The 12671-nt window shown below is 51.1% G+C and carries 11 protein-coding genes; all 11 read left to right on the top strand.

The genetic code is table 11. From position 1 onward, the window contains the following. The first annotated feature begins 18 nt into the window (after window positions 1-18). The 11 genes from EDM21_RS20565 (at window position 19) to EDM21_RS20515 (ending at window position 12664) form a co-directional block, all read left to right on the top strand. On the top strand, window positions 19-1689 hold the full coding sequence (locus EDM21_RS20565) for an ABC transporter substrate-binding protein (RefSeq protein ID WP_235918297.1): 1671 nt from the start codon (window positions 19-21) through the stop codon (window positions 1687-1689). 28 nt (window positions 1690-1717) lie between these two features. Then, complete coding sequence (locus EDM21_RS20560; RefSeq protein WP_157338297.1) at window positions 1718-2650, top strand: ABC transporter permease; 933 nt, start codon at window positions 1718-1720, stop codon at window positions 2648-2650. A 41-nt stretch (window positions 2651-2691) separates the two neighbouring features. Beyond that, the gene (locus EDM21_RS20555) at window positions 2692-3597 is read left to right on the top strand and encodes an ABC transporter permease (RefSeq protein ID WP_157338296.1); all 906 of its coding nucleotides are present in this window, start codon (window positions 2692-2694) and stop codon (window positions 3595-3597) included. Between the two features lie 24 nt (window positions 3598-3621). After that, a complete protein-coding gene (locus tag EDM21_RS25110) occupies window positions 3622-5850 on the top strand; it encodes a dipeptide ABC transporter ATP-binding protein (RefSeq protein ID WP_235918296.1) in 2229 nt (742 codons plus the stop codon). A gap of 330 nt (window positions 5851-6180) precedes the next feature. Further along, entirely contained in the window at window positions 6181-7005 is an 825-nt protein-coding gene (locus EDM21_RS20545; RefSeq protein WP_420850684.1) for a transporter substrate-binding domain-containing protein, read from the top strand. A 14-nt stretch (window positions 7006-7019) separates the two neighbouring features. Then, window positions 7020-7787 (top strand): amino acid ABC transporter permease, encoded by a 768-nt coding sequence (locus EDM21_RS20540; protein ID WP_157338295.1) that lies wholly within the window; start codon window positions 7020-7022, stop codon window positions 7785-7787. Beyond that, window positions 7760-8470, top strand: a complete 711-nt coding sequence (locus EDM21_RS20535; RefSeq protein WP_166542118.1) for an ABC transporter permease subunit — start codon at window positions 7760-7762, stop codon at window positions 8468-8470. Before EDM21_RS20540 ends, EDM21_RS20535 begins: the two co-directional genes overlap by 28 nt. Window positions 8471-8542: 72 nt before the next feature. Then, window positions 8543-9079, top strand: a complete 537-nt coding sequence (locus tag EDM21_RS20530) for a GNAT family N-acetyltransferase (protein ID WP_166542110.1) — start codon at window positions 8543-8545, stop codon at window positions 9077-9079. A 727-nt stretch (window positions 9080-9806) separates the two neighbouring features. Beyond that, window positions 9807-11027, top strand: coding sequence for a 5-aminolevulinate synthase (hemA, locus tag EDM21_RS20525; protein ID WP_157338292.1), 1221 nt, complete (start codon window positions 9807-9809; stop codon window positions 11025-11027). 35 nt (window positions 11028-11062) lie between these two features. Then, complete coding sequence (locus EDM21_RS20520) at window positions 11063-11563, top strand: GNAT family N-acetyltransferase (protein WP_157338291.1); 501 nt, start codon at window positions 11063-11065, stop codon at window positions 11561-11563. 21 nt (window positions 11564-11584) lie between these two features. After that, a complete protein-coding gene (locus tag EDM21_RS20515; RefSeq protein WP_166542109.1) occupies window positions 11585-12664 on the top strand; it encodes a Gfo/Idh/MocA family oxidoreductase in 1080 nt (359 codons plus the stop codon). Window positions 12665-12671: the final 7 nt, after the last annotated feature.

Genomic DNA, 12671 nt, shown 5'->3' with positions numbered 1-12671 from the left:
ACGATGGGAGAATGAACAATGACAATACCGGTAAGGAGACGTAAATACTTTGGAATGGCCGGGCCGGCGATTCTGACCCTGTGTGTTCTAATTGCGGGCTGCACGGCTTCGACGACACCCGTAAATAAAAAGATAGGTCAACAAGGATCTTCCAACGGAGACGCCTCCCCAATTGGCGGCACTTTCACCTATGCGCTGGCCGGATCTCCGACGGGGCTGGATCCAAATGTGGTACCCGCTGCACTTGACTACCGGGTTATGCGCTCTATTTATGACAGTCTTGTCGTCCAACTGCCGGATAAATCGATTCAGCCGTGGCTTGCAGCCGAGTGGACCGTATCTCCGGACGGCAAATCGTATACATTCAAGCTGCGTCAGGATGTTAAATTCCATGACGGCACTCCCTTTAATGCGGCGGCTGTAAAGGCAAACTTTGACCGCGTCGTTAATCCGGCAACGAAGTCACGATTCGCCGTTACTTTGCTTGGCCCTTATGAATCATCCGAAGTAGTGGATGAGTATACGGTCAGAATCAATCTGAAGTCTCCCTACAGCGCCTTCCTGAGTTCCTTAAGCCAGGCTTTCCTTGGAATCGTGTCGCCTGCCGCTGCCGACAAGCACAAAGACCAGCTGACCAAAAACCCGGTCGGAACCGGCCCGTTCAAGTTTGTAAGCTGGAGCGAGAACAATGCGATCACACTGGAACGCAATCCGGATTATAAATGGGCTCCGGTCTTGGCGGATAACAAGGGAGCGCCTTACCTCGATAAGCTCATTTTCAAAATCATACCGGAAGAAGCTACACGCATCGGAAGTGTCCAAAGCGGTCAGGTTTCCGCTGGGGAGACCGTGCCGCCCCAGAACCTTATTTCGCTGAAGAACGATCCTTCGGTTAAGCTCTTGCAGGCAGAGTCGGCCGGTATCCCCTTCACTTTGATGCTTAATCAGGATCACGCGCCATGGAACGAGCTTCCGGCGCGTCAAGCGGTGCAGGCGGCGATTGATTTTGAAGCGATTGTGAAGACCTTGTATCTGGGAACCTATGCGAAAGCCTGGTCTCCGCTGACTCCATCCGTACTCGGTTATAATTCTGCGCTGGAAGGAGCGGTAAAGTACGATCCGGAGAAGGCGAATAAGCTTCTCGATGAAATCGGCTGGACTCGCGGATCCGGCGGAATCCGCGAGAAGAACGGTAAGAAGCTGTCGATTCATTACATCGACACCTCACCGAACCGCGAGAAGCGCAACGATATTGCTGCGATGATCCAGCAGCAGCTGAAAAAAGTCGGCATCGCGGTTGAAGTCGAGATTCTGGCCGATACCACGACTGCCCTGATGGTGAAAGGAACGAACGATCTTGTAGGTATCAGCAACGTATCGGGTGATCCGGATATATTGCGGAGCTTTTTCCATACCAATGCCATTCCGGGCTCAGGGAAGTGGGGCCATAACCATACCCACAAATCCGATCCCCAGGTAGACGCGTGGCTGGAGGAAGGGCTGCGGGAGCAGGACCCGAAGAAGCGGGAAGAAGTGTACAAGAAAGTGCAAACCTACCTTATTGAGAATGCTTACGGTTTCCCGGTCTATGTGTTTCCTTATACCGTAGCGGCAGGGAAATCTGTAAACGGTCTGAAGTTTGACTCACTGGGCTATCCGATCTTCTACGATGTAACCTTGTCCGAATAAAATTCTTACAAGGGAAGGAGGTACGCAAATGGCTCTAGCCATCATCCGTAGAATAATCTCGTCCATGCTGGTTATAGCCGGAGCGTCCGTACTCGTCTTCTTTATTCTGTATTTGCTCCCGGGCGATCCGGTGCTGATTATGCTGGCCGGCACAACCACTACAGCTGAAGCGGCTGCCAATCTAAGGCATCAGCTCGGACTGGACCAGCCGGTGTTCATGCAGTTCATTCAGTATGCCGGCGATTTGCTGAGAGGTGATTTCGGGAAGTCTATCGTGAATGAGGATCCCGTGCTGCCCAAAATTCTGGAGCAGTTCCCCGCAACCGCCGCTCTTACTGCTGCCGGTACACTGATCGCGCTGCTGACTGGAATTTGGCTCGGAGTGTTGTCAGCGGTTCACCGCAGCGGAGTGATTGACCTGCTGGCACGAGTAATTTCTCTCTTCGGGATTTCGATGCCAACCTTCTGGTCCGGCATACTGCTTATTCTCATTTTCTCTGTGCATTTGGACTGGTTCCCGGCGATGGGCTCCGAGGGATGGAGATCGCTGGTCTTACCCGCACTCGCTCTTGGTCTCGTAGGTTCCGGATTTATCGTCCGCATGGTCCGGAGCTCTATGCTGGACGTTATGAATGAACCTTTCATCACCACCCTGCGATCCAAAGGGCTGCCGGAGAGAATCATCCTGTACAAACATGCGCTTAGGAGTGCACTGATTCCGGCCTTAACGATGATCGGTATACAAATCGGGGAACTGATGGCAGGCGCAGTCGTAATCGAAACGGTCTTTTCCCGCCAGGGGATCGGGCGCCTGCTTGGAGGAGCTATTATGGCTAAGGACCTGCCGGTGGTGCAGGGTGTTGTCTTTTTTACAGCGATCATCTATGTGCTGATTAATCTTCTGGTCGACCTGTCCTATACCCTCATTGATCCCAGAGTCAAGCGTGCTTCATCCAGATAAGGGATGCAGATACGCTGAAAACGAAGGAAGGGAGTGGAACAATGAAAAGTATGGCCGGGGTCAAAAATATTGCGCTCGATAAACATGCAGACAGCGGAAAACAATGGAGGAGAAAAGCACGGTTGATTCCGTTAGCGGATGTTCTCTATTATGCCGCTTTGCTTATTGTAACCGGAATTGGTCTCTGTGCCCTTGTCCCGCAGTGGATCGCTCCTTATGATCCGACTGAAATGAATGCAGATATTCTGCTCCAACCACCCGGCGCCTCCCATTTGTTCGGAACGGATTATTTCGGAAGGGATGTCTTCAGCGTTATGGTCTATGGCAGCAGGGATTCTCTCTTCATCGGAATCGGCTCTGTTCTGCTCGGAGCGACGGTCGGAACAATAATCGGAAGCCTGTCGGGGTATGCAGGCGGCTGGATAGATACCATTCTTATGCGGCTGACCGATGTACTGATGACCATCCCCGGTCTGCTTCTTTCTCTTGCTATTGCGGCAGCCTTGGGTCCAAGCTTGTTTAATATCGTTCTAGCCGTCAGTGTATCGATCGTGCCCAAATTCGCAAGGGTGGTGCGCAGCCAGATTATGAGTGTCCGGAACCGTCCTTTCATAACAGCCTCTCATTCTATAGGTGCAGGGAACTTACATATCTTCATGAAGCATGTTATACCGCATACGGTATCTCCGCTGCTTGTTATGGCCACCATCTCCATTGGTTCTTCCATTCTTGTAGGGTCCTCTCTGAGTTTTCTTGGTTTAGGCGTGTTAAAAGAGGTGCCGGACTGGGGAACGCTGCTGTCGCAGGGCAGAGGTTATTTAACCGTCGCCTGGTGGAATGCAACCTTTCCGGGTCTGGCGATTACCTTGTTCGTCCTTGCCGTTAATCTTCTCGGAGACCGGTGGCGGGATATTCTTGATCCCAAATCGGCCGTGTATAGTAGATAAATTGAACAAAAGGGGGAACTGATTATGGGTGAAGCTCTGCTTGAGATCGACCGGTTATCCGTAGATTTCATCCAAGGAGAAGAAACTCTGGCGGCTCTCTCGGATTTAACGCTGCACATTGAGCGGGGGGAAACGGTATGCCTGGTCGGTGAGTCCGGGAGCGGCAAAACGATCCTGTCCAAAGCGATCATGCGGCTCATCGAATTTGAGAAAGGCCGAATTACGCAGGGTTCCATTCGTCTAGGAGAGACGGAGATTACTAGCTGGAGCCAGCAGAAAATGCGTACGATCCGCGGCAAAAGAATCGCGATGATCTTTCAGGAGCCGATGTCCGCATTTGATCCTGTATTTTCCGTAGGCAGGCAGATCATGGATGCGATCCTCCAGCACACCCGTCTTTCCCGAAAAGAAGCGCGTGATCATGCGGTTCATCTCTTGTCTCGCGTCGGCATTCCCGAGCCGGAGCTTCGGATGAAGCAGTATCCGGTCGAGCTCTCAGGAGGGATGCTGCAGCGCGCTATGATCGCGATGGCGCTTTCCTGCGGCCCGGAGCTGCTCATTGCGGATGAGCCGACAACCGCGCTCGATGTTACCGTGCAGGCACAAATTCTGCAGCTGCTTCAGGAGCTCCAGGAGGAGACGGGTATGTCCATCCTCCTGGTGACGCATGATCTGGGGGTCGCCGCCCAGATGGCTGACCGGATTGCGGTCATGTATGCCGGGAAAATTATCGAGGCAGCCCGTTCGGAAGTCCTGTATGAGCGGCCGCTGCATCCCTATACCCAAGGGCTGCTGCGTTCCCTTACGACTCCGTACATTCCGAGAGGATCCAAGCTGCCTTCTATCGAGGGCACGATTCCGGCACTGGCGGACCTGCCCGGCGGCTGCCGGTTCCATCCCCGCTGTCCGCATGCGGTACCGTCTTGTGTCCAATCGGCGCCTCCTTTGAGAATGTATGCGGACAGCCAGGCAGCCTGCTGGCTGGCGGAGGAGCTGGAAGAGGCCCGGCAGCGGGAGCGGGAGTACCTGGAAACGAAGCGGTGGGACCCAGCGGGTCCAGCCGTATTATCTTCTGCGGGCAGGGAAGTGGAAGCGGTGTGCACGGATGTGCCGCTCCCTCCTAATAACATCAGCCTGAAGGAAGTAGTGAATGAAGAAGTCCTGCTGGAACGGGCGGCTATTTCGAGCTTCACCAGTAGGGATATAAACCCTATTCCCGTACAACCAGCCGGGGAAGTTCGCCAGTCCGTGAAGCTGCCTGGACTTGAACAAGAAGCCGCCGGGAGGGGGGAGGTTTTGTTCGATGTCCAAGGACTCCGCAAAATCTACGAAGCGGGAGGCGGCTTACTAAGGCGGCCGCGGAGCCGGATTTATGCGGTGGATGGTGTTTCTTTCACCATCCTGGCAGGAGAAACGTTCGGGCTTGTCGGAGAATCCGGCAGCGGCAAATCGACTCTGGGCCGGTCTCTATTAAGGCTGGATAAGCCGACGGAAGGCAAGGTTTTCTTCGAAGGAAGAGACATCGGCCGGCTGCCTTCGAAGGAAATGAGAGAGGCCCGGCGTCAGATGCAGGTCATCTACCAGGACCCTTACGGTTCCCTGAACCCTCGCTGGACGGTCGGTGAACTTATCGGGGAGCCGTATGCGGTACACGGATGCTTCCGCGGCAAAGAACGCCAGGAAAGAGTCCAACAACTGCTCCACGACGTCGGCCTGCCCCGATCGGCAGCGGACCGGTATCCGCATGAATTCTCGGGCGGCCAGCGCCAGCGGATCGGCATTGCGCGTGCGATGGCGCTGAAGCCGAAATTCATCCTGGCGGATGAAGCGGTGTCCGCTCTTGATGTGTCTGTGCAGGCTCAGATTCTGAATCTGCTGCAGGAGCTTCAGAGCAAAGAGAAGCTTACGTATCTTTTCATTGGCCACGGATTGAGTGTAGTCCGCCATATGTCGGACCGCATAGGCGTCATGTACCTCGGAAGACTCGTGGAGATTGCACCGAGCGACGAACTGTTCCGGCACCCTGCTCATCCTTATACGGCTGCACTGCTGGCATCTATTCCGCTAGCAGATCCGAGGCGCATGAGTAAGGCCTTACCCTTGAGCGGAGAGATTCCATCACCGGCTCATCCGCCCGCAGGCTGCCGGTTTCATACGCGCTGCCCGTCGGCTACCGCATTGTGCCGGGAAATTGAGCCTGAATGGTCTAGGGTTGGTGAAGAACATGAAACCGCGTGCCATCATCCGCTTTGAAATGATCTTATGTGAATGTTCTCTTCTGGTTCTTCTGGCTCTTCTATCTCTTTCATCTCTACTATCGAATAAATCAATCGGTGAATAGAAGAAATCTATCCAGCGTTGACGCATGTAAAGGCCGATGATACGATTTATACATTCTCAAAACCAAGCATGTTTATAGGAATAAGAGGAAAAAATATCGGGCTGATTGGTCAACCAAAAGCCGCTGTTGGTTTCAGAGACAGCGGCTTTTTATTGTTTTGACATTCAAATCGGGTTGGAGGGGTTATTGCAATGACAACGACGAATACAAAGACAAAAACAAAAACAAAAACAAAACCAAGAATGATGATTGCATCGGCAGGGCTTGCACTTGCTCTATTGTCCGGGTGCGCCGCTGATTCCGCTAAAGACACGGCGGCAAAAGTTAATCCGGGAGGAAACTCTGCGGCACCCGCCGTCACAAAAATCGTAGTCGGAACCGGTACGCAGTTTGCGAATATTTGCTTTCTGGACGATAAGGGGAATCTGACCGGCTACGATGTGGAACTGATCCGGGAGATAGACAAGCGGCTGCCGGAGTATGAGTTTGAATTTAAAACGATGGATTTTTCCAACCTTCTGCTGAGCCTGGAAACGAAGAAAATTGATCTGATTGCGCATCAGATGGAAGTCAATGAAGAGCGGAAAGCGAAGTTTCTTTTTAATGACGAAGCTTATAATATTTTCCCGAACCAAGTTGTCGTTCATAAAGACCGGACGGATATCCAATCCCTCGATGATCTGAAGGGCAAAAAAGTGATGGTAGGCGCGACGAGCAATGCGGCCGTGCTCCTGCAGGATTATAACAAGACCAACAATAATGCCATCCAGATCGTATATTCAGGCAGCGGCGGCACGAACGACATTATCGCGCAATTAAAATCAGGCCGTGTAGACGCGACGATTTCCACGGAGTTTGCGGTCAAACAGCGGAATGAGACCATCGATTCCCAGCAGAAAATCGTAGGAAAAGCGATTTCGAATTCCAAGGTTTATTTTATTCTTCAAAAAGAAAGGACAGAGGTGAAGGAGAAAGTCGATGAAGCGCTTCGGGCCATCAAGAAAGACGGAACTTTGAGCAAACTTAGCACGAAGTGGCTGGGAGCCGACTACACAGTCAGCGAGTAGAAAGAGGGAGTGGGATGGGAAAAGCATTTGATATCAGTCTTGTATGGACGTTTCTTCCAAAACTGTTAGCTTATTTGCATGTAACCTTGTTCATTCTTGTGGTCTCCTTGCTGATCGGAGTCGTGATCGGGTTTGCGCTCGCTTTGATCCGCTTGTACAAGGTTCCGGTGCTCGGAAGAATCGTGACCGTCTATGTATCCTTTATGCGGGGGACGCCAATCCTGATCCAGCTGTTCCTGGTATATTACGGCGTTCCCCAGCTGCTGCTGGGAGTCGGCATCGATCTGTCATCCGTGCATGCGCTAGTATTTGTCGTCCTGACCTATGGCCTGCATATCGGCGCTTTCTTCTCCGAAATTGTCCGCGCGGCAGTGGGCAGTGTAGACCGGGGACAGGTCGAGGCAGCATATGCAGTCGGTATGACTGGACCGCAGGCGTTTACCCGCATTATTCTCCCGCAAGCGATGACCATTGCTTTCCCGAACATCGGCAATCTGGTTATTTCCAGCCTGAAAGATACGTCGCTGGCCTTCTCGCTTGGAGTGATGGATATGTCAGGCCGGGCGGACACACTGGGAACGACCAATCATTATCTGGAAATTTATCTGGCCCTGGCCCTTATCTACTATGCGGTCTGCCTGCTGCTTGAGAAATTGTTCTCGCTGGCCGAGAAAAGACTGGGGCGGCACGAAAGTTCCGCAGATCATGAGCCGAAGAATCTGAAGCCGGCCGGGAATGGAAGGAGGAGATTCCGATTCAGCTTGACCCGCTCTTCATCATAGAAGCGTTTGTCGATATTCTCCAGGCGCTTCCTTTGACCTTAGTTATTTCCGTCGTGCCGCTGCTGTTTGGTTTTGTGATTGGCATAGGTATCGCCTTGATCCGGATTTATAAGGTGAAAGGAATTCATCATCTGGCGGCATTCTATGTCTCGTTTATACGCGGAACTCCCTTGCTGCTGCACATCATGATCATTTATTTCGGAGTTCCCCTGCTGTTTGACAATCTGGCGGAAACATACGGCTGGAATGTCCGCTCCAGTGTCATCCCGCTCGTCGCTTTTATTCTGGTAGCTTTCTCCATCAATTCGGGCGCCTACATGTCCGAGGCAATCCGCTCAGGTATTCTCTCAGTCAACCGGGGGCAGCTGGAAGCGGCATATTCCGTCGGAATGACGACTTGGCAGGGAATAAGGCGGATTGTTCTCCCGCAGGCGCTTATGGGAAGTCTGCCGAATTTGCTGCACAAATTTATCGGCCTGCTGCATGGATCGTCCCTAGCGTTTACCATTTCACTTGAAGATCTTAACGGCCGGGCCAACATTGTGGCTACTTCCAATTTAAAGTTCCTTGAAGCTTTTATAGCCGCCGCTTTTATATATTGGGGGCTTACCCTTCTGGCCGAACAACTGACATCTCTGCTGGAAAAAAGGCTCAATGTCTACAACCGTGGAGGAGTGGCGTAAATTAGCGGTTGATTGTTTATGCAAGTAAAAACCTCTTTGCATATATCTCTTACAGGGAAGGTGAGGATTGGAGTGAACGAAACTTATCGTTTGGCGACATCGGAAGACGCGGAGAAGCTGCTGGAGTTAATCCTGGGCGCCTATCAGTCCATACGGGAACTCGGGATACAGTTTATTGCGGCGCGGGCAGATCTGCAGCAGGTTCGGGATAATATTACGGAGAACAATTGCTATGTTCTGGAGATTGACGGTCAAATATCTGCCACCATTTCTCTGAAATATTTAAAAGAAGTGACGGCTTATCCGTTTCTCTACTGGTTTGCCGTGAGTCCGGATCTGCAGGGCAGGGGCATCGGAAACAAGCTGCTGCATTATGTCGAGCAGTCGGTCGTGCGCGAGACTTTGCTTGCTTCAGGCGTAACTCTGGCGACGTCGCGCAAACACCCGTGGCTTCTTCCATACTATGAACGCAAGGGATATCATCCTTTTTTGGAAAAAGAACTGGGTCCGGATGATAAGCTCGTGTTTCTTACCAAACCTTTGCGGGGAGAACGGAAGTCGGAATGGAACGCCGGCAGTGCGCGCAAGGATGAAGTGGAAGCTTTATAAACCAGGGAAATTTATCGTTTATCTGGAGAAGCGTGCAGGCATCTGCGTTAATGATTTCGTATTCCTTATGAAGTGCACCCCTAAGAATAGACATTGGAAACCTATGGTTATTCCGATGAATTCTAGGGGGTGCACTTTTATGGTGATTACAGGACAAAATCCAAGCGTGATTCAGAAAAACTGAAGATAGAGGCCTTCCGGCTTCATATGGATGTATTCAGTGTCGAGTCGGTCTGAAACATCGATTATTTTACAGGCGCATCTGTAATGCTTTGCTTAATTCCATCCTAGCTTTGACTGACAAACTATCTCGATGTGAAATGAGTTACGGAGATTAATAGAAAATGCGATTTTGGAAAAGGTAGGGCCGAGCAATCTATTTTGGCCGATCAACGGGTCTGTTTAAGATTCAATAATTCGATTAAAGGAATTTGTGTTATATAGGGAGGCTTATCCCAAGGGATGCGGGCTTTGCAAAGTAGAATAGTCCTCGTAACAGGTAAGCAGTAAGAGCCGCTAATAGCGGCTTTTTCTAATTGTCGTCGCATACGCTACTTCAAATCTGCTCTTTATACGTGCAGAAGGAGTGAAACTGACACCGTTTCCATAAAATAGATGGATTGGTTAAGTGCCATTGTGCTATTGCAGCCTATAAACTAGTTATCCTATAATAATACTTGGATATATATTCTAGTTATCCACAAAAATGGATTCGGGAGGGATGTACATGTACACGCAGATTGCTGAGAGAAAAGTTAATCAATTGAAAGCGAGTGGTCAATACCGGGAATTCGTTACGATCAACCGGCTCAACCACAATTATCCGATGGCGCTGGTAAACAAAAAAGCTGAACACCCGGTTGTTGTATGGTGCAGCAATGATTATCTAGGCATGTCACAACATCCCGTCGTACTCGAGGCCATGCATAAAGCGATCGAATTATACGGCGCAGGCTCTGGCGGATCGCGGAATATCGGTGGCTCTCACCACTATTATGAGGAGCTGGAAGCCTCACTCGCAGAATGGCACGGAAAAGAATCGGCCTTGGTCTTTCCGACCGGATACGGCTCCAATGACGCAACGCTGCAGTGCTTAGCACGGATTTTTCCGGATAGCATCGTATTCTCGGATGAATTGAATCATGCTTCCATTATTAACGGCATTGTGAGCTCAAAGACGGAGAAGGCTGTTTTTAAACATAACGATGTGGCTCATCTGGAACAATTATTAGCTGCGCAGCACCCGGACCGTCCCAAAATTATTGTTTTCGAATCGGTCTATTCCATGGACGGAGATATTGCGCCTATCCGGGAAATAGCGGCGCTTGCGAAGAAGTACAATGCGCTTACTTTTCTTGATGAAGTGCATGCCATCGGCATGTACGGTCCCCGGGGTGCCGGAATCGCTGCCGATCTCGGGGTGGCCGGTGAAATCGACTTTATTCAAGGCACGATGGCCAAGGGAATCGGCGTGATCGGCGGTTATATTACCGCTTCGGCGCCGCTGATAGATTCCGTTCGCTCGTTTGCTTCCGGATTTATTTTTACGACATCCCTGCCGCCGGCTATCGTGGCTGCTTGCAGTGTCAGTGTTGCTCATTTGAAGCAGTCCGACTCGGAACGCAGCGCTCTTCATGCCAAGACGGCTCTGCTGAGAGCAGCATTAGCGGAAGCAGGCATTCCGGTTATGAAATCGAGTGAGACGCATATTCTGCCCGTCCTGGTCGGGGAAGCCCAGAAATGCAAAAACGCAGCCCGGCGGCTGCTCGATAAGCATGGTATTTACTTGCAGCCGATTAATTCTCCTACGGTGCCGGTCGGCACAGAACGTTTCCGTGTCAATGTGACACCCAATCATACAGAAGCCCATATCCGAAGTCTCGTGGAAGGTTTATCAGAAGTATTCGAGTATTATGAGATCCGGCATCTTGCCCTCCAGCCAACCTAAAAAGTCCGTGTGAGCCATAGGAGTGATCACCAATTATGCAGACATCGCTAACGATTGTAATCCGAAGAGCGCAATGGAGTGATATCCCGAGACTCATTGAACTTCGAAAATTGTTGTTAAGTCAAGGAAATGGGCACTACGTATCCAGAACGGAAGAGGATGAAGAGGCATGGCAGAGCAGTTACCGGCAATGGCTCACGACTCATCTGCACGGGAATCCCAACATCCTCATTGCCGTTGCGGGAGAGAAGGACTCCTCTGATTCAGCGGCTTGCGCAATAGGAATTATTGATGAAAGGGCTCCTATGAAAGGATGTCTGAATGGACGTGTCGGCTGGATTCAGACGGTTGTCGTGGATCCCGGGCAGCGCCGCAAAGGATACGCGGAAAGCATCATGCAGTACATTCTGAATTGGTTCCACGAGAAGGAAGTGGGAAAAGTGGTGCTGCAAACAACCGAAATAGCCAAAAGCTTGTATACAAAGCTCGGATTTGCAGAATCGGGCGAAGATCTTTTAATCAAATCCATTTCGTAAGGAACGGGGGAGTCAATACTCGTGAATGTCTTAATCATCGGTTTAGGTTATGCCGGGACCCGGTTCCAGCAAGCATTCCAGCATCTCAATAAGAAAAATGCCTATGCGCATCCGGTTGAACTTGCCTATGTGAACAGAAGCCCCCGAAGGGCAGCCATAAAGTCTTTCCGTACGGTTGAAGCGGCGCTGGCGGAATTTAAACCGGCCATCGTTGTGGTGAGTGTTAGTGACGGCAGCCATATCGAGGTGTTGAACAGCTTGGAGGGGTACGAGGGCTTCATCATTTGTGAGAAGCCTCTGACTAAGCCGAGTGATGACCTTGAGCAGCTCCAGACACGGCTTAAACGGACGAGCGGGTTCTGTCTGGATCTGGTGGAACGATACTCGGATGCAACCGTTGCTCTGAAGAATTATGTGGCTAAGAATAATCTCCGGTTAATACGGGCCAATTTCTACTGGGGCAAAGACCGGATCCACGATCATAGACCGACAACCGGGGTAATCAGTGAAATTATTCATCCGCTTGATCTGGTGCAGTGGATTGCGGATCCGGATTCGGCACTGGAATTAGAACAAGTGCAGGGTGTCCGTTCGGACTTTTCGATATCGGGTCCGGATGTGCTCGACAGTGCAGCGATAATCGCCTCCTTGAATGGTGCAGCCGTTACCGGCTACAGCAGCTTCGTTACGATTATCAGGAAGAGAGAAGTGGAGTTCGTCTTCGCTTCGCCAGACAACAAGCTAATCTATGCCACTGCCGTCTACGACACACCCGTCTGGGATAAGGATCAGCTCAAAGTTTGGCAGAAAACCAGCTCCGGGGAACAAGTGATATTGGATCTGACGACGGAGGTGGATGAAACGGAGGCGGAACTCAGTACGATCCGTAAACTGGTGAGACTTGTAGAGGATGTAACCGGGTATGCAGCCAGCGGTAGCGAGCCTTCCCAACCGTTTGCCAATCTGGAAACGTCGATCAAGCTTCAGAAACTTTTGAATGCAGTCGATCGTAACGCGAGGACAATCGGTCCCATGCAGTATGTAGTCGGCTCTGAACGTGAGAGCTATTATGACGAGACTAATTTGGAGCGACTTGGATGAATAGGAT

Origin of the sequence: Paenibacillus lutrae, from assembly GCF_009757775.1 — a bacterium.
GTDB lineage: Bacteria > Bacillota > Bacilli > Paenibacillales > NBRC-103111 > Paenibacillus_F > Paenibacillus_F lutrae.
This window is presented reverse-complemented; position numbering and strand designations above follow the sequence as displayed.

Coding starts and splice junctions, on each gene's coding strand:
- EDM21_RS20555 (WP_157338296.1), top strand. CDS start 2,692: ATGAAAAGTATGGCCGGGGTCAAAAATATTGCGCTCGATAAACATGCA.
- EDM21_RS20540 (WP_157338295.1), top strand. CDS start 7,020: ATGGGAAAAGCATTTGATATCAGTCTTGTATGGACGTTTCTTCCAAAA.
- EDM21_RS20565 (WP_235918297.1), top strand. CDS start 19: ATGACAATACCGGTAAGGAGACGTAAATACTTTGGAATGGCCGGGCCG.
- EDM21_RS20560 (WP_157338297.1), top strand. CDS start 1,718: ATGGCTCTAGCCATCATCCGTAGAATAATCTCGTCCATGCTGGTTATA.
- EDM21_RS20545 (WP_420850684.1), top strand. CDS start 6,181: ATGATGATTGCATCGGCAGGGCTTGCACTTGCTCTATTGTCCGGGTGC.
- EDM21_RS20520 (WP_157338291.1), top strand. CDS start 11,063: ATGCAGACATCGCTAACGATTGTAATCCGAAGAGCGCAATGGAGTGAT.
- hemA (WP_157338292.1), top strand. CDS start 9,807: ATGTACACGCAGATTGCTGAGAGAAAAGTTAATCAATTGAAAGCGAGT.
- EDM21_RS25110 (WP_235918296.1), top strand. CDS start 3,622: ATGGGTGAAGCTCTGCTTGAGATCGACCGGTTATCCGTAGATTTCATC.